This window comes from Streptomyces sp. NPDC060209, from assembly GCF_042728155.1.
In the GTDB taxonomy this organism is placed as follows: Bacteria; Actinomycetota; Actinomycetes; order Streptomycetales; family Streptomycetaceae; genus Streptomyces.
On sequence record NZ_JBHWZS010000094.1, the window covers coordinates 1 to 17,034 of the forward strand.

Here is a 17,034-nt window from a genome sequence, read left to right on the forward strand (position 1 = left end):
TCCACGGGAAGGTCCGGCCGTCCTTGCGCTGTTCCTGCGGGAAAGCTCCTACAGGAAGGAGTTGATCTCGATCGTCTCGGTACGGCCGGGGCCGACACCGATCGCGGAGATCGGGGCGCCGGACATCTCTTCCAGCGCCTTCACGTACGCCTGCGCGTTCTTCGGCAGGTCACCGAAGGTCTTGGCCTTCGTGATGTCCTCGGACCAGCCCGGCAGCATCTCGTAGACCGGCTTCGCGTGGTGGAAGTCGGTCTGGCTGTACGGGAGCTCCTCGACGCGCTTGCCGTCGATCTCGTACGCCACGCACACCGGGATCTGCTCCCAGCCGGTCAGCACGTCCAGCTTGGTGAGGAAGAAATCGGTGAGGCCGTTGACCCGGGTCGCGTACCGCGCGATCGGGGCGTCGAACCAGCCGCAGCGGCGGTCGCGGCCGGTGGTGACACCGCGCTCCCCGCCGATCCGGCGCAGCGCCTCGCCGTCCTCGTCGAGAAGTTCCGTCGGGAAGGGGCCGGCACCGACGCGGGTGGTGTAGGCCTTGAGGATCCCGATGACCCGGCTGATCTTCGTCGGGCCCACGCCGGAGCCGGTGCAGGCGCCGCCCGCGGTCGGGTTCGACGAGGTGACGAAGGGGTATGTGCCGTGGTCGACGTCCAGCAGGGTGCCCTGACCGCCCTCGAAGAGGACGACCTTGCCCTCGTCGATGGCGTTGTTCAGGATCAGCGTCGTGTCGGCGACGAAGGGCTTGATCTGCTCCGCGTACTGGAGCATCTCCTCCACGATCTTGCCGGACTCGATCGCGCGCCGGTTGAAGACCTTGGCCAGGAGCTGGTTCTTCTGCTCCAGCGCCGCTTCGACCTTCTGCTCCAGGATCGACTCGTCGTAGAGGTCCTGGACGCGGATGCCCACCCGGTTGATCTTGTCGGCGTATGTCGGGCCGATACCGCGCCCGGTCGTGCCGATCTTGCGCTTACCGAGGAAGCGTTCCGTCACCTTGTCGACGGTGACGTTGTACGGAGTGATCAAATGAGCGTTGCCGCTGATCAGGAGCTTGGACGTGTCGACGCCTCGCTCGTTCAGACCGCTCAGCTCGGAGAGCAGGACCGCCGGGTCGACGACGACACCGTTACCGATGACCGGGGTACACCCCGGCGACAGGATTCCGGAGGGGAGGAGATGCAGTGCGTACTTCTGGTCGCCTACGACGACCGTGTGGCCGGCATTGTTGCCGCCCTGGTAACGCACCACATAGTCAACGGATCCACCGAGGAGGTCGGTGGCCTTCCCCTTGCCCTCGTCACCCCACTGAGCACCGAGCAGCACAAGTGCGGGCACAGGCGTACACCCCTTCCGGGCGGGGCATGTCCAAGGTCAGGGGGCGTACGTAAAGGTCGTACCTGCCGCACGACGATGTACGGCAAAGCCTGAGCCGTCGAACCGGGTGCCCCGGAATAGACGAAGCCCCTGGCGCAATAGCGCAAGGGGCTCTTGCACCAAGATGCTACCCGAGGAAGGACCGAGGTGTCGGCTGCAGAGCCCCCCGGCGACGGCGACCACCAGCTACTCGTACTCATCGACCCCCTTGCCCGCCGCTACGACGGGGAGTCCGTGCGCATCGCGAAGGACGTCCTGAGCGCCGGCGCACACGCCAAGATCTGCCTTGCGGACAGCCCCGACGAGTTCGCCAAGGCCCTGTCGCGGCGCGGTTCCAGGCGTCCGGTGGTCGTCGGCGACGACCACGCACTGCTGCGCGCCGTGTCCCAGCTCCACCGGGAGCGGGAGCTGTCCGACAGCGTGCTCTCGCTGATCCCGGTCGGCGCGGCGCACACGCTGGAACTCAGCTACGCGCTCGGTGTGCCCCGGGGCGCGGTCGCGGCGGCGCGCACAGCGCTCGACGGGGCCGCGCGGCGGCTGGACCTCCTCGTCGACGACAGCGACGGGGTCGTCCTCGGCGAGCTGCGGATCCCGGCGGCCAGACCCTCGCCCGGCCCGCCCCACACGGTCTGGGACACCTGCCGCACCCTCGTGGCCGCGCTGGTCCGGCCCGCCCCGCCCGCAGCCTCCGGGCCCTCACGCGCCCACCGGCTGCGGGTCGAGGCGGACGGGGTCCTGCTGAACGACCTGGACCGGCCGGTCGAGGGCGTCTCGGTGACCGCCCAGGGCGACGGCGGTTTGGCGGACGTGGTGATCCACACGACCTCCGGCGAGACGCTCACGGCCGAGGCGAAGGCCGTCACGGTCTCCGGCCCGGACTTCCGCTACCGCGCGGACATACAGGTCGCGGGCCCCGTCAGGACCCGCACCTGGACCGTACGCGCGGGCGCCTGGGGGCTGGTGCTTCCTGCGGCGGACGCCTGAGCCCGGGCCGCACGGCCCTCACCCCGACGTCTTGCGGCTCTCGCGCCACCGGTCCAGGACGCCGACCAGTTCGGCCTGCATGAATTCGAAGAACTCCGCCGTCTCCACGAGCCGCGCGCCCGCCGGCGTGTCCTCGCCGAGGGAGCGTGCGCCGTCCCTCAGCGCGCGCTCCCAGCGGGTCAGCACCTGGTCGCGGTTGGCGAAGGTGGCGTACCAGATCTCGTCGTGCAGACGGTAGCGGTCACGGCGTGAGCCGGGGTCCCGTTCACGGCCGACCATGCTGACCTGGGTGAGGTAGTTGATCGCCCCCGACACCGCGGCCGGGCTGATCCGAAGCTGCCTGCCGAGGTCCGCCGAGGTCATGGAGCCGTCGTCGTCGGCGAGGAGGGACGCGAAGACGCGCGCGGCCATCCGCTGCATCCCGGCCTCCGTCATCTCGGCCGCGAAGCGCTCGACGAAGCGGGACACCGCGTCCTCGTCGCGCCCGCCCTCCCCCGTCTTCCCGGGTTCACCGGTCCCGCCGGTCATGTTTTCCGCCGCCTCCCCTGCTCCTGTCACGACCTGAGTTTATACGGTTCCTTAACTTCACAACTTTGTGAAGTTAACGTACTTTCAGAAACATGACGAAGGCAATCACCGTGTCAGGACTGCACAAGTCGTTCGGGCGCACACACGCACTGGACGGCCTCGACCTCGCCGTCGAAGCGGGCGAGGTCCATGGCTTCCTCGGGCCCAACGGCGCCGGGAAGTCCACCACCATCCGGGTCCTGCTGGGACTGCTGCGCGCCGATACGGGCGCGGCCCAGCTGCTCGGCAAGGATCCGTGGCACGACGCGGTCGAGCTGCACCGGCGCCTGGCCTATGTACCCGGCGACGTGGAGCTGTGGCCGGGCCTCACCGGCGGCGAGGCCATCGACCTGCTCTCGCGTCTGCGCGGCGGGGCCGACAAGCGGCGCCGCGACGAACTGATCGAGCGCTTCGACCTCGACCCGACCAAGAAGGGCCGGGCCTACTCGAAGGGCAACCGCCAGAAGGTGGCCATCGTCGCCGCGCTGGCCTCCGACGCGGAGCTGCTGCTCCTGGACGAGCCGACCGCCGGGCTCGACCCCCTCATGGAGGTGGTTTTCCAGGACGTCATCCTGCAGGCGAAGGCCGCGGGCAGGACCGTACTGCTCTCCAGCCACGTCCTGGCCCAGGTCGAGAAACTGGCCGACCGGATCAGCATCATCCGGCTCGGGAGGACCGTGCAGTCCGGGTCACTGAGCGAGCTTCGGCACCTGACGCGTACGACGATCGAGGCCGAGACGGACCTGCCTGCCGGCGGGCTCGACCGGCTGCCCGGTGTGCACTCCGTGGAGGTCACCGCCGACGGGGCCGGGAACGGAGGCCGGGTGCGGTTCGCCGTGGACGGCGGCCACCTCGACGGCGCCGTGCGCAAGCTCGCCGAATTCGGCGTACGCAGCCTGACCAGCCACCCGCCGACCCTGGAGGAGCTCATGCTCCGCCACTACGGCGACGAGCTCGCCGCCAACGGCCACGGCCCGGCGACCGCCCACGGGGACGCGCGATGAGCGCCGCGACCGCCACCCGCACGCCCACGACGGCGCACGCCTTCGCCGGCCCCGGGGCACTGACGGGGACCCGCGCCCTGGTCGGCTTCAACCTGCGCAGGGACCGTGTCCGGCTGCCCGTGTGGATCCTCGCGCTGTTCCTCGGCACGCTGGCCACGGCCGACAAGTACAAGACGCTGTACGCCGCTCCCGAGGACCGTGCCTCCGTCCTCGGCACCATGGACAGCCCTGCCGGGCTCGCCATGACCGGGCCCCGGCACTATCTGGACGACTACACGTTCGGCTCGATGCTGGGCCATCAGATGCTCGGCTTCCTGGCCGTCCTGGTCGGCCTCATGAGCGTCCTGATCATCACCCGTCACACCCGCGACGAGGAGGAGACCAACCGCGCCGAGCTGGTCCGCTCCACTGTCGTCGGACGCCACGCGCATCTGGCCGCCGCACTCTGGGTCGCCGTGATCGCCGACCTCGTACTGGCCCTGCTGCTCGCAGTCGGTCTCGGCGCCATGGACCTGGCCCCCGGCGGCGCCCCGGGCTCGCTGCTCTACGGCCTCGCGCACGCCGCTGTCGGCCTCGTCTTCGCCGGTGTCGCCGCGATCACCACACAGATCACCGCCCACACCCGCGGCGCGTCCGGCATGGCGCTGGCCGTCATCGGCCTCGCCTACGTCCTGCGGGCCGCCGGTGACGCGGGCGGCGACGACGCGCTCTCCTGGCTCTCCCCGATCGGCTGGGTGCAGCGCACCTACCCCTACGTGGACAACCACTGGTGGCCGCTGCTGCTGTGCCTGGCGCTGGCCGCCCTCTGCGCCGGCACCGGCTTCTTCCTGTCGACACGGCGGGACGTGGGCGCGGGACTCCGCGCCACCCGGCCCGGCCGCCCGACGGGGTCCGGCGCCCTGCTCAGGCCGCTGGGATTCGCGCTGCGGCTGCACCGGTCCGTGCTGGCCGGCTTCGGCGCCGGGCTGTTCCTGATGGGCGCGATGTACGGGTCGATCCTCGGCGAGGCCGACGACATGCTGAAGAACATCGACCAGATCCAGGAGGCCCTCCAGAGGATCGGCGGCGCGAGCACGGCCGAGTCGTTCGCCTCGATGATCATGGTGATCCTCGCGGTCGTCGCCTCCGTGTACGTCGTGACGGCGGCGCTGCGGCCCCGGACCGAGGAGAACGCGGGCCGCGCGGAGCCCCTCCTGGCGACCGGTCTGTCCCGCGCCCGGTGGGCGGGCAGTCATCTGGCGGTCGCCCTCGCCGGCGGCACGGCGCTGCTGCTGATGGTCGGCCTCGGTATCGGTGTCGCGGGGGCCGCTTCGGTCGGCGACTCCGGGCTGGTGCTCTCCCTGACGGGTGCGGCGCTCGCCTACGCACCGGCGCTGTGGGTCACCGTGGGGGTCGCCGCCGTCCTGTTCGGCTGGCTGCCCCGGGCCGCCCAGGCCGCGTGGGCGGTCCCGGTGTACGCGTTCGTGACCGGCTACCTGGGCCAACTGCTCCAGTTCCCGGGCTGGATGAGCAATCTGTCCCCGTTCGGCCATGTCCCGCAACTGCCCGCGGCCCCCATGGACTGGACGCCCCTGGCCGTTCTCACCCTGGTCGCCGCCGCCCTGATCCTCCTCGGTCTGGAAGGCTTCCGGCGCCGGGACCTGCAGACGAAGTAGGGAACCGGCCGCGGCGCGCGGGCGTCCTCACGCGCATGGAGCAGCGGGACGCGGCAGGGTACGGCGGATGTGCGACGGCGGCGCTCGGGGCGGTCACCGCCCTGTACGTCTGGGGCTCGTCACGGCGTACCGGCCTGCACATGGGCGCCGGCTTCGAGGGGCACGGCAGGGACCTCTCCGTCCTGTGGACGGAGCTGCCCCTCGTCCTGCTCGCCGGCGCCCTGATGCCCACGGTCACCTGGCTGCTGACCCTGCGTCTGCTCGGCAGGCGTGGCCCCCTGCGGTCCCGGGCCCTCGTCGCGGCCGTGTGCACCGCGGGCGTCCTCGCCGCGGCCACATGGGGCCTCCACACCTGGGCGAACCCTCACAACCCCGATCACGTCCGGCTCTCGGGCGCCCTCGCCTCAGATCTCGACCAGTAGCTCCCTCAGCCCCCGGATCACGTACCCGGGATTCCACTCCGGCTCCGCCGTCAGCCGCATACCGGGCGCCTTGCGCAGCAACTCCCCGAAGGACGCGCCCATTTCGACGCGGGCCAGGGGGGCGCCCAGGCAGTAGTGGATGCCCGCGCCGAACGAGATGTGCGGGTTGTCCTGCCGGGACAGGTCCAGCGTCTCCGCGTCGATGAAGCGCTCCGGATCCCGGTTGGCCGACGCGAAGAGCAGCGCGACCTGCGAGCCACGCGGAATGACCGTGCCGTCGACCTCGATGTCGTCCAGGACCCATCGCGCGAACATGGGCACCGGAGTGTCGTAGCGCAGCAGTTCCTCCACTGCGGTCGGCAGCAGGCTGTGGTCGCCGCGCAGGGAGGCCAGCTGCTCCGGGTGCCGGAAGAGCATCCACCAGCCGTTGACGGTGGCGTTGACGGTCGCCTCGTGACCGGCGTTGAGCAGCAGCACGCAGGTGGAGATGATCTCCTGCTCGGTCAGCCGGTCCTCGTCGTCATGGGCGGCGATGAGCCCGGAGATCAGATCCGTGCCCGGGTCCGCCCGCCGCGCGTCGATCAGTTCGCGCAGATAGCCGGAGAACTCGACCGACGCCTGCACGGCGGCCCGTGCGGTCTCCTCCGGCGGATTCAGCTCGAACATCCCGCAGATCGCCGCCGACCACGGCCGCAACAGCCCCCGGTCGGCCTCCGGGACACCGAGCATCTCCGCGATGACGGCCACCGGCAGCGGCTCGGCGACCGCGCTCAGCAGATCGCCGCCGCCCGCCGCCACGAAGTCGTCGACGAGCCCGGCGGCCAGCCGCTCCACGGTCGGGACGAGCGCCTCCACCCGGCGGGGGGTGAACGCCTTGGCGACCAGCCGGCGGATCCGGGTGTGGTCGGGGGCCTCCAGGTCGAGGATCCCGTGCCCGTTGAGCGTGTGGAACGGTTCGTGGGCGGCGGGCGGGGCGGTGACACCGAACTCGTCGTGGCTGAAGCGGTGCAGGTAGGTCCGCCCCAGCCGCCGGTCGCGCAGCAGCCCGGACACGTCGGAGTAGTGCGGGACGAGCCACTGCCGCGTCGGCTCGAAGTAGTGCGCCCGGCCGGTGGCGCGCAGCGCGGCGTAGGCGGGGTACGGGTCGGCGACGAACGCCGGGGACCAGGGGTCGAAGGACACGTGCATGGGCCGACGCTATCCGGGTGTGACCAGCCGTGCCTCGTACGCGAACACGGCCGCCTGGGTACGGTCCCGCAGCCCCAGTTTCACCAGGATGCGGCTGACGTGGGTCTTGATGGTCGACTCGGCGACCACCAGGTGCGAGGCGATCTCCAGGTTCGACAGCCCCTGGGCGATCAGCACGAGCACCTCGGTCTCCCGCTCGGTGAGGTCGCCGATCCTGGCCATGGCGGGCGGCCGCGGCGCCTCGGCGATCTTCGAGAACTCGGTGATCAGCCGCCGGGTCACCGTCGGAGCGAGCAGCGCCTCACCGGACGCCACCACCCTTACGCCCTCGGCCAGTTGCCTGGCCGAGGCGTCCTTCAGCAGGAAGCCGGAGGCACCGGCCCGCAGGGCCTGGTACACGTACTCGTCGAGATCGAACGTGGTCAGGACGAGCACCTTGGCGTCCGCGTCGGCGGCGACGATCTCGCGGGTCGCCTCGATGCCGTTGAGCTCCGGCATGCGGATGTCCATCAGCACCACGTCGGGCCGCAGGGCCGCGACCTGCGAGACGGCCTGCCGGCCGTCGACGGCCTCCCCGACGACCTCGATGCCGGGCATCGCGTTGAGCAGCACGGAGAAGCCCTCGCGGACCATCATCTGGTCGTCGACGATCAGTACCCGGATGGGCGAGTCGTTCACGCTCCCTCACCGGCCTCCGTGCGTTCCCGCTCCGCCGGCACCGGAAGGAACACGGCGACCTCGTAGCCGCCGTCCCCGGTGGCCCCCGCCGTCATCTCGCCGTTCAGCATCGCGACCCGCTCCCGCATCCCCGTGATTCCGTGCCCTGCGCCCGGCGACGGCTTGACCAGCCCCCGGGCGGGGCCGTTGACGACACGCACCCCGAGCCCTCCCAGCACATAGCCGATCTCCACCTTGGCCGTGGCGCCCGGGGCGTGCCGGAGCGTGTTGCTCAGCGCCTCCTGGACGATCCGGTACGCCGACAGCTCGACGCCCTGCGGAAGCGCCCGCACCGCACCGGTAACCGTCTTCTCCGTCTCCAGCCCCGTCTCCCGGACGTTGTCGAGCAGCCGGCCGATCTCGGCGAGGGTGGGCTGCGGGGCGTCCGGCGCCTCGTAGTCCTCCGCGCGTACGACGCCGAGCACCCGGCGCAGCTCGGTGAGGGCGGCCACGGCGTTCTCCCGGATGGTGACGAACGCCTGCTCCAGCTCGGGCGGCGGATTCTCCACCCGGTACGGGGCCGCCTCCGCCTGGATCGCGACGACCGACATGTGGTGCGCGACGACGTCGTGCAGCTCACGGGCGATGGTGGTGCGCTCCTCCAGCAGTGTGCGCCGGTCCCGCTCGACGGCGGTGACGGTGCGCTGCACGGTCACCTCGCGCTCGGCCTCACGGCGGACCTGCACGACGGTGACGAGCAGCAGGGCGAAAGCGGAGGCGACGGCCATGGGCGCGGTGGTGGAGGCGTTGATGTGGCCGAAGTTCCCCAGGAAGGTCCCGACGAACAGGGTGATCGCCCACATCCAGGCTGCTGTACGCGGCCGGGTCCTCGCCGCGACGACGATCAGCACGCCCAGATGACAGGCGAAGGCGTTGGGTCCCCACGGCCAGTCCCCGTTGCCGGCGGCGGCCACCACCGGGGTGCTCGCGATCGACACCCAGAACGCGAGCACGGGGCGGACCAGCGTCATCAGCAGAGCGGCGGACGGCACCACACCGGTGATGAGGGTGAAGATCCCGAACACCGAGTAGGTGTTCGCCTCGAAGACCCCGGCCAGCAGGGAGATCAGCGCGACCGCCCCGACCACCGCGTGCGGTGTCCAGACCGCACGCGTCCTGATCGCCTTCGGCAGCCTCTTGATCACTGGCCCACCGGTGCCCAGCGGGCCCAGCGGCCGGTAGTCGAACACGTCGTGGAAGAGGTCCTGCCGCAGGCCGTCTATCGCCCCTGCGGCCAGCCGGAACTCCGGGCTTCTGGTCTTGGTCTCGGTCACGCTTCCACGGTAGGGGCCGCGCCCGCCCCGGTCGTCAGCAGTGATGCGGATCCTTCGCCGTCCGTCGCAAGTACTACCAGGCCAGCTGGGCGATCTCCTCGGCCACCACCGCGCAGGCGTCCGCCGCCGGGTCGATCAGCGGGAAATGACCGACCCCGTCCAGCAGCGTCAGCCCCACCATCTCGCCGGCCTTCGCCGCGGCGTCCACGAACGCCTCCGTCACGGCCGGCGGGACCGTGGTGTCCTCCACACCCTGGACGACGGCCGTCGCGATCCCGGTCGGCAGCAGCAGAGCCGGATCGACGTGCGCGCTCCGCGCCTCGAAGTCGGCCGCGCCGAGGAGCTGGTGCAGCGCACCCGAGCAGACATCCAGCTCCACCGCGCTCGCGAAGTCCCCGATCGGCGCCAGCGCGACCACCCCGCGCAGCGGCGGCGCGGCGGGCAGCCGCCACGGGGAGCCCTCGGGGAGCACGTGCCGTGCGGCAGCCCACAGGGCGAGCTGCCCGCCCGCCGAGTGGCCGGTGACCACGGTCTTGCGCAGATCAGCCCCCGGCAGCTCCCGGGCCGCCAGCGCCGGCAGGGCGTCCATCGCCGCCGCCACGTCGTCGAAGGTCTCGGGCCAGCGCCCCGCGACCGGACCCGCCGTGCCCTGCTGCGGAATCTCACCGCCGCGCCTGTATTCGACGCTGGCCACGGCGAACCCACGCCGCGCGAGGAAGTCCGCGAACGGCGACACGTGCTGCCGGTCGTACGGAGCCCGCCAGGCCCCGCCGTGCAGGAGCACGACGAGCGGCACCCCGGTCCGGCCGTCCCGCGGGGCGAAGAAGTCGATCACCTGGTCGGGGTGGCTTCCATAAGCCGCGGACCCGTCGGGGGCGACCACTGGATGTGCGAACGCCGACTCGGTCTCGGCGGCGTCGTGGTCACGCGCGGCAGAATCCGACATGCTGCTCCAACCGTCCTGGGCCTGTGCCCAACTGGACTGACCTGCGGGGACGGTACCAGTACGGCGCACCGCCGCCGTACTGGCCCGGACCGCGGACCCGTACGGCGGCGGACACTCAGACGGCGAGCACCTCCGCGAGGATCCGCGCCGCCCTTTCCGCGTCGGCGAAACCGACGTACAGCGGGGTGAAACCGAAGCGCAGGACGTCCGGCCGGCGCAGGTCGCCGACCACTCCACGCTCGATGAGCGCGCGCATCACCGCTTCCGTCTCGTCCGCGTTCTCGCACCGCAGCGAGACCTGGCTGCCGCGCTCCGCGTGGGCGGACGGAGTGACCGGTGCGACCCGCCCCTCGGGGACGTAGGCGGCGACGCACTCCAGGAAGAAGTCCGTCAGCGCCAGGGACTTGGCCCGTACGGCGTCCACCGATACGCCGTCCCACACGTCCAGCGCCGCCTCCAGGGCGAGCATGGACAGGATGTCCGGGGTGCCGACCCGGCCCCGTACGGAACCGTCCGCGGGGGCGTATCCGGGGGTCATCGCGAACGGGTCGGCGTGCGAGGTCCACCCGGGCAGGGGCGAGTCGAAGGCCGCCTGATGGCGCTCGGCGACGTACAGGTAGGCGGGCGAACCGGGGCCGCCGTTGAGGTACTTGTACGTGCAGCCGACGGCCAGGTCCACGCCGTGCGCGTCGAGGGCCACCGGAAGGGCACCCGCGCTGTGGCACAGGTCCCAGACGGCGAGCGCACCCGCCTCGTGGACGGCCGCGGTGAGGCCGGGCAGGTCATGGAGCCTGCCCGTGCGGAAGTCGACGTGATTCAGCAGGACGAGCGCCGTACGGGGGCCGAGCGCGGCCGGTACACCGGACGGGGCGACCGGGACGACGCGGTGGCCCGTCATCCGGGCCGCCGACTCGGCGATGTACCCGTCCGTGGGGAACGTCGTCGCGTCGACCAGGATCTCGTCACGGCCGTCGGCCGCGAGGCGGCTCGCGGCCACCACGGCCTTGAACACGTTCACGCTGGTGGAGTCGCCCACCACGATCTGTCCGGCGGCCGCACCGACCAGCGGGGCGATCCGGTCTCCGATCCGCTCGGGCGCCGTCCACCAGCCGCTCTCGTCCCAGGAGCGGATGCGCAGGGAGCCCCACTCACGGGTGATGACGTCCTGCATGCGCGCCGGGACGTGGCGGGGCAGCGCGCCCAGCGAGTTGCCGTCGAGGTAGACGGTGTCGTCGAGGGTGAACAGCTCGCGCAGTGCGGCGAGTTCGTCTGCGGTGTCGAGCGCCTCGGCGCGCTCCTTGAAGTCAGACATGGCTGCGCGCCGTCCAGAGCTCGGGGAACACGCTCTTGGTGGCCCGCTTCTCCAGCCAGGCGACCCCGGCCGATCCGCCGGTGCCGGTCTTCGATCCCATCGCCCGACGGGTGGCTGTCAGGTGGTCGTTGCGCCAGCGCCACACCAGCTCGCCGACATCGGTCAGCACCTCGCCGAGCCGCACCAGCTCGGCGTTCTGGTCCGCGTCGGCGTAGATCTCCGCCCAGACGGCCTCGACCGCGGGGGACGGCTCGTACTTCTGCGACAGGTCCCTCCCGAGCACCGACTGAGGCACGGCGTATCCACGCCGGGCGAGCAGGGCGAGCGTCTCGTCGTACAGGCCCGGCTCGTGGAGCGCCTTCTCCAGCTCCGCGTGGACACGGGGCGCGCCCCGGTGCGGCACGAGCATGGAGGCGGACTTGTCGCCCAGCAGGAATTCCATCCGGCGGTACATCGCCGACTGGAAGCCCGATCCCTCGCCGAGGGATCCCCGGTAGGAGTTGAACTGGGCGGGGGTGAGACCGGCGAGCGGCTTCCAGGAGGCGTTCAGCGCCTCCAGCTCCCGCAGCGAGCGCTTCAGGGCGTCGCGGGCGGCCGGTATGCGGTCCTCGCGCAGGGCGTGCGCCGCCGTCTCCCACTCATGGACGATGACCGTGAACCACAGCTCCATGACCTGGGTGGTGACCAGGAAGACCATCTCGCCGGGATCGTCCGAGCGCAGGTGCTGGAGGTGGGTCAGGACATCCGCCTGGACATAGTCCTCGTACGGCGTCGTTCCCGCGAAGTCCAGGTGCGGGGTGTCCGCACCGGTGGCTTCGGGGTCGGGGTGAATCGTCGACATTTCTGTCTCCTCGACACGAGCTTCCGGGTAGCGGTCCGCCCCTTCCTCTGAGGTGGTGGAGCTCCGGTCCCCTGTTCCGCATCCTAACGGCCTTCCGCGGAACGCGTCGGGCCCCGCGGGCTGCTGCCCGCGGGGCCCGGAAGGCGGGGTCTTCTCAGCCCAGGATGTCGGCGGCGGTCTGCGAGGAGTCGCGCAGGAACGTCGAGCAGCGCTCGTACTCCTCCTGCTCACCGATCGCCTGCGCGGCGCGCGCGAGAGCGTGCAGGGCACGCAGGAAGCCCCGGTTGGGCTCGTGCTCGAACGGGACGGGGCCGTGGCCCTTCCATCCCGCGCGGCGCAGTGCGTCGAGGCCGCGGTGGTAGCCGGTGCGCGCGTAGGCGTACGACTCGACGACCCGGCCGCCCTCGTACGCCTCGTCGGCGAGCTGCGCCCAGGCCAGCGAGGAGGTGGGGTACTTCGCCGCGACATCGGCGGGCGCCGTGCCGGCTGCGAGCAGTTCGCGCGGCTCCGGGTCGTCGGGCAGGTGGGTCGGGGCAGGGCCCCCGAGCAGGTTCTCGTGGATGGACATGGTTCAAGTGTGCCCGGACCCGGGTTCCGGCTCCAAGGGCGGGGCCGTGACCCCGCAGTGCATCGAGCAGGCCGGCCGGGGCTCCGGCCGGGCGGCGGGAGACGCACGTACGGCCCACCAGGCGATCACCGAACCCGCCACGAGCAGACCGGCGCACATCGGCATGGCCCGCCGGAACGTCGAGGCGAACTCTCCCGCGTCGCGGTACGCCTCGGGGCCCATCCCGGCCAGCAGGGGGAGCGCGGCCACCGCGAGCAGCCCGGCGGCCCGCGCCGCCGCGTTGTTGATACCGCTGGCGAGCCCGGCCCGTCCGGTGTCCACGGCGGCCAGGACGGTCGCCGTGAGGGGCGCCACGAGGGTGACCATGCCGAGACCCAGCACCAGCACGGCGGGCAGGACGTCCAGCGGGTAGGAGGCGCCGGGACCGACCCTCAGCATCAGCAGCATCCCGGCGGCCGCCAGCAGCGGGCCGACGGTGAGCGGGATCCGCGGCCCGATCCGCCGCCCGAGGTCACCCGCCGACGCGGAGAAGAGCAGCATCAGCACCGTCGTGGGCAGGAGCGCGGTGCCCGCGCCGAGCGCCGAGTAGCCGGCGACCACCTGGAGCTGGATCGCGGACAGGAAGAAGAACCCTCCGAGTGCCGCGTACACACAGAACGTGACGATGTTGACGGCTGTGAACTGCCGCGACGCGAAGATCGACGGCGGCACCATGGGGTCGTCCCGGCGCCGTTCCACCCGCACGAAGGCCGCTCCGAGGATCACGCCACCGAGAGCCGCGCCGATCACCATGACGGACGCCCCCTGCTCGGGCACCTCGATCAGGGCGTAGGTGACCAGGGCGAGCGACAGCGCGGCGAGGGCCGCACCGAGCACATCGAACCGGCCGTGGGCGTCCGGGTCCCTGGACTCCGGTACGTGGCGCAGCGCCACGGGCACGCAGACGGCGGCGAGCGGCAGATTGAGCAGGAACACCCACCGCCAGCCCGGCCCGTCCACCAGCCAGCCCCCGAGGAACGGCCCGACGGCCGCCCCGACCCCGCCGAGCCCGGACCAGAGCCCCACGGCACGGGCCCGGTCGTCGGGGTGGAAGCTCGCCTGGATGATCGCCAGCGAACCGGGGGTGAGCAGCGCGCCCCCGACCCCCTGCAACGCCCGCGAGGCCACCAGCACCTCCGCGTTCGGCGCGATCCCGCACAGCAGCGAGGCCACGGCGAACCAGACCACCCCGACGACGAACACCCGCCGCCGCCCGAACCGGTCCCCGAGCGCACCCCCGAGCAGGATCAGCCCCGCCAGGGTGAGCATGTAGGCGTTGACGGTCCACTGCAGGGCGGCCAGATCGGTGCCCAGGTCCTGTCCGATGCGGGGGAGGGCCACATTGATGACCGTGGAGTCGAGCAGGGCCATGCTCGATCCGAGCACGGTGGTCAGGACGACCCATCGCCCCACGGGCGAAGCAACCCGGATCCCGCCCCCGTCCACACCGTCCGCGTCAGTCATACGAGCAGCATCACCGCTGCCCGGCCCGGTGGCCATTCATGAACCCGCATGAACCCGCCCGGCGCCCGCGCAGCGGCCCACCGCTCGGAGCCCCCGTCGCCTACCCCCGTACGGCCGCCAGCCCCCGCACCAGCGCCGACACCCCCGCCTCGGCCTTGCTCCGCGCGCACCCCACGTTCAGCCGCAGGAACCCGGGCGCCCCGTACACCGACCCCGGCATGATCGCGACCTTCTCCCGCTCGATCAGCACCCGTTGCAGCGCCTCGTCGTCCACACCCAGAGGACGCAGATCGATCCAGGCCAGATAGCCGGCCTGCGGCGGCTCCCACGCCAGCTCGGGAAACGCCGCGTTCAGCCGCTCCCCGACCATCGCCAGATTCCCCGTGACATAGGCGCGGACCGCGTCCAGCCATCCCGCGCCCTCCCGGTACGCCGCGATGTGCGCGGTCAGCGACAGCACCGCCGGCGAGGCGAGCCCTTCAGCGGTCTCCATGCGGCGCAGATACTCCACACGGTCCGCGGGGTGTCCGACGATCCCGTACGAACCGGTCAGCGCCGGAAAGTTGAAGGACTTCGACGCGGACGTGATGACCGCCCAGCGCCCGTCACGGGCACCGCCGCCGTCGCCGTTCCCGTCATCGGCGACCCGGGCGTACGGGACGTGCACGTACCCGTCATGGACGAAGTCCGCGTGGATCTCGTCGCTGATCACGGCCACCCCGTACCGCCGGGCCAGCGCCGCCATCTCCCGAAGCTCGGCCTCCGTCCACACCCGCCCTGTCGGGTTGTGCGGCGAGCACAGCACCAGAACCTTCGCGTCGGCCCGCGCCAGCTCCCGTTCCAGGGCTCCCGCGTCCCCCACCGGTACGCCCCGCAGGTCCCGCCCGAGCCCGAGGATCGCCTTGCGGAAGCCGTCGTACGTCGGGGTGTGGACGACCACGCCCTCACCCTCGGCCGTCCACATCTGCAGCAACTGCGAGAGCTGGCTGAGCACGGACGGGCCGTAGACCAGCCGGCCGGTGTCGATACCGGTGCCGTACCGGGTCTCGTACCAGTGCGCGACGGCCGACAGGAAGTCGTCCTGCTGCCAGGTGGTGTAGCCGAGCACCCCGTGGTCCAGACGGGCCCGCAGCGCGGACAGGACCTCGGGCGCGGTCTCGAAGTCCATGTCGGAGATGGTGAAGGGCAGCAGCCCGTCCACCCCGAAGCGGTCGGCGACACCGTCCCACTGGACGCACCAGGTGCCCCGGCGGTCGATGACGGTGTCGAAGTCGTAGCGCGTAGGCGTACCCACTGCGGATCCCTCACTCCCTCGGACATGGAGCGGGCCCGGCCCCCCGAGGGGAGACCGGGCCCGCTCTTACGTCCGCGACGTACTTACTTCAGCTTGGTGCCCGACGAACGCAGGTTGGCGCAGGCCTCCGTGACGCGCTTGGCCATGCCGCCCTCGGCGGACTTGCCCCAGCTGCGCGGGTCGTAGACCTTCTTGTTGCCGACCTCGCCGTCGACCTTCAGCACGCCGTCGTAGTTGCGGAACACGTGGTCCACGATCGGGCGGGTGAAGGCGTACTGGGTGTCGGTGTCGAGGTTCATCTTCACGACGCCGTTCTCCAGCGCGGTGGCGATCTCCTCGGCCGTGGAGCCCGAACCGCCGTGGAAGACGAAGTCGAACGGCTGGCTGCCGGCCGGCTTGCCGTACTTGGCGGCGACGCCCTGCTGGAGGTCCTTGAGGAGCTCGGGACGCAGGACGACGTTGCCCGGCTTGTAGACGCCGTGGACGTTGCCGAAGGAGGCTGCCAGCAGGTAGCGGCCCTTCTCGCCCAGGCCCAGCGCCTCGGCCGTACGCAGCGCGTCGTCGACGGTCGTGTACAGCTCGTCGTTGATCTCGTGGGTGACGCCGTCCTCCTCGCCACCGGTCGGGGTGATCTCGACCTCAAGGATGATCTTGGCGGCGGCGGCCTTGGCCAGCAGCTCCTGGCCGATGGCCAGGTTGTCGGCGAGGGTCTCGGCCGAGCCGTCCCACATGTGCGACTGGAACAGCGGGTTCAGACCCTTGGCGACGCGCTCGGCGGAGACGTCGAGCAGCGGACGTACGTAACCGTCCAGCTTGTCCTTGGGGCAGTGGTCGGTGTGCAGCGCGACCGTGATGTCGTACTTGGCGGCGACGATGTGCGCGAACTCGGCGAGGGCTACGGCGCCCGTCACCATGTCCTTGTTGTACTGGCCGCCCAGGAATTCGGCACCACCGGTGGAGATCTGGACGATGCCGTCGCTCTCCGCCTCCGCGAAGCCGCGCAGTGCAGCGTGCAGGGTCTGGGTCGACGTCACATTGATGGCCGGGTAGGCGAACTTGCCTGCCTTCGCCCGGTCGAGCATCTCGGCGTAGACCTCGGGGGTTGCGATGGGCATCTGTCCGCTCCTTGGGATGTGCGGGTGTGCAGTGCTTGGTCCCTGACCTGGGGGCGACGTCATCGTCGCCCTTATCTTCCCAGACTCTCGCTCCGGGTCCACGCTGCCCGTCGAGTAGTGGGGCCCCCGTCACCGGGAAAGGGGGGCCCCCCCCGGGGGCCCCCCGGCCGGGGGGCCACCTGGCCAATCCGGCCGGGCTTGGGGGGGGTTGGGGGCCCCCGCGTCCCCCCCCACGACTCGACTCCCTGCTGCACATCGCGGGCGTCGTCGAAC

The 17,034-nt window shown here is 71.5% G+C and carries 16 protein-coding genes; 4 read left to right on the top strand and 12 right to left on the bottom strand.

The window, feature by feature from the left end; translation table 11 throughout:
* Positions 1 to 48 precede the first annotated feature (48 nt).
* On the bottom strand, positions 49 to 1,332 hold the full coding sequence (locus ACFWFI_RS19440) for an adenylosuccinate synthase (protein ID WP_387391514.1): 1,284 nt from the start codon (positions 1,330 to 1,332) through the stop codon (positions 49 to 51).
* A 186-nt stretch (positions 1,333 to 1,518) separates the two neighbouring features.
* Between ACFWFI_RS19440 and ACFWFI_RS19445 the strand changes: the two genes are divergently transcribed.
* Positions 1,519 to 2,355 (top strand): diacylglycerol kinase family protein, encoded by an 837-nt coding sequence (locus tag ACFWFI_RS19445; RefSeq protein WP_387391516.1) that lies wholly within the window; start codon positions 1,519 to 1,521, stop codon positions 2,353 to 2,355.
* 18 nt (positions 2,356 to 2,373) lie between these two features.
* Here ACFWFI_RS19445 and ACFWFI_RS19450 read toward each other — a convergent pair whose 3' ends face one another.
* On the bottom strand, positions 2,374 to 2,883 hold the full coding sequence (locus ACFWFI_RS19450) for a GbsR/MarR family transcriptional regulator (RefSeq protein WP_387391587.1): 510 nt from the start codon (positions 2,881 to 2,883) through the stop codon (positions 2,374 to 2,376).
* Positions 2,884 to 2,975: 92 nt separating this feature from the next.
* Here ACFWFI_RS19450 and ACFWFI_RS19455 point away from each other — a divergent pair, with 92 nt between their 5' ends.
* The 3 genes from ACFWFI_RS19455 to ACFWFI_RS19465 are packed head-to-tail and all read left to right on the top strand — an operon-like array spanning position 2,976 to position 6,003.
* Complete coding sequence (locus ACFWFI_RS19455; RefSeq protein ID WP_387391519.1) at positions 2,976 to 3,926, top strand: ABC transporter ATP-binding protein; 951 nt, start codon at positions 2,976 to 2,978, stop codon at positions 3,924 to 3,926.
* Positions 3,923 to 5,581, top strand: coding sequence for an ABC transporter permease (locus tag ACFWFI_RS19460; protein ID WP_387391522.1), 1,659 nt, complete (start codon positions 3,923 to 3,925; stop codon positions 5,579 to 5,581). The genes ACFWFI_RS19455 and ACFWFI_RS19460 overlap by 4 nt, the downstream gene beginning before the upstream one ends.
* 35 nt (positions 5,582 to 5,616) lie before the next feature.
* Positions 5,617 to 6,003, top strand: a complete 387-nt coding sequence (locus ACFWFI_RS19465; RefSeq protein WP_387391524.1) for a hypothetical protein — start codon at positions 5,617 to 5,619, stop codon at positions 6,001 to 6,003.
* Here the strand turns inward: ACFWFI_RS19465 and ACFWFI_RS19470 are convergent.
* The 10 genes from ACFWFI_RS19470 to fbaA all read right to left on the bottom strand — a co-directional run bounded on the left by ACFWFI_RS19470 (position 5,986) and on the right by fbaA (position 16,761).
* On the bottom strand, positions 5,986 to 7,191 hold the full coding sequence (locus ACFWFI_RS19470) for a cytochrome P450 (RefSeq protein ID WP_387391527.1): 1,206 nt from the start codon (positions 7,189 to 7,191) through the stop codon (positions 5,986 to 5,988). The genes ACFWFI_RS19465 and ACFWFI_RS19470 overlap by 18 nt on opposite strands.
* A gap of 9 nt (positions 7,192 to 7,200) precedes the next feature.
* Positions 7,201 to 7,869 (bottom strand): response regulator, encoded by a 669-nt coding sequence (locus ACFWFI_RS19475; protein WP_387391530.1) that lies wholly within the window; start codon positions 7,867 to 7,869, stop codon positions 7,201 to 7,203.
* On the bottom strand, positions 7,866 to 9,182 hold the full coding sequence (locus tag ACFWFI_RS19480; protein WP_387391533.1) for a sensor histidine kinase: 1,317 nt from the start codon (positions 9,180 to 9,182) through the stop codon (positions 7,866 to 7,868). Before ACFWFI_RS19480 ends, ACFWFI_RS19475 begins: the two co-directional genes overlap by 4 nt.
* 73 nt (positions 9,183 to 9,255) lie before the next feature.
* Positions 9,256 to 10,128, bottom strand: coding sequence for an alpha/beta hydrolase (locus ACFWFI_RS19485; RefSeq protein ID WP_387391536.1), 873 nt, complete (start codon positions 10,126 to 10,128; stop codon positions 9,256 to 9,258).
* A gap of 115 nt (positions 10,129 to 10,243) precedes the next feature.
* Positions 10,244 to 11,440, bottom strand: coding sequence for a kynureninase (gene kynU, locus ACFWFI_RS19490; RefSeq protein ID WP_387391539.1), 1,197 nt, complete (start codon positions 11,438 to 11,440; stop codon positions 10,244 to 10,246).
* Complete coding sequence (locus ACFWFI_RS19495; RefSeq protein WP_387391542.1) at positions 11,433 to 12,281, bottom strand: tryptophan 2,3-dioxygenase family protein; 849 nt, start codon at positions 12,279 to 12,281, stop codon at positions 11,433 to 11,435. The genes kynU and ACFWFI_RS19495 overlap by 8 nt, the downstream gene beginning before the upstream one ends.
* 154 nt (positions 12,282 to 12,435) lie before the next feature.
* Complete coding sequence (locus ACFWFI_RS19500) at positions 12,436 to 12,849, bottom strand: DUF3151 domain-containing protein (RefSeq protein ID WP_145813002.1); 414 nt, start codon at positions 12,847 to 12,849, stop codon at positions 12,436 to 12,438.
* Positions 12,850 to 12,852: 3 nt separating this feature from the next.
* Positions 12,853 to 14,352, bottom strand: coding sequence for a DHA2 family efflux MFS transporter permease subunit (locus tag ACFWFI_RS19505; protein ID WP_387391546.1), 1,500 nt, complete (start codon positions 14,350 to 14,352; stop codon positions 12,853 to 12,855).
* 100 nt (positions 14,353 to 14,452) lie between these two features.
* Complete coding sequence (locus ACFWFI_RS19510; protein ID WP_387391549.1) at positions 14,453 to 15,646, bottom strand: MalY/PatB family protein; 1,194 nt, start codon at positions 15,644 to 15,646, stop codon at positions 14,453 to 14,455.
* Between the two features lie 83 nt (positions 15,647 to 15,729).
* Entirely contained in the window at positions 15,730 to 16,761 is a 1,032-nt protein-coding gene (gene fbaA / locus ACFWFI_RS19515; RefSeq protein WP_387391552.1) for a class II fructose-bisphosphate aldolase, read from the bottom strand.
* Between the last annotated feature and the right edge of the window lie 273 nt (positions 16,762 to 17,034).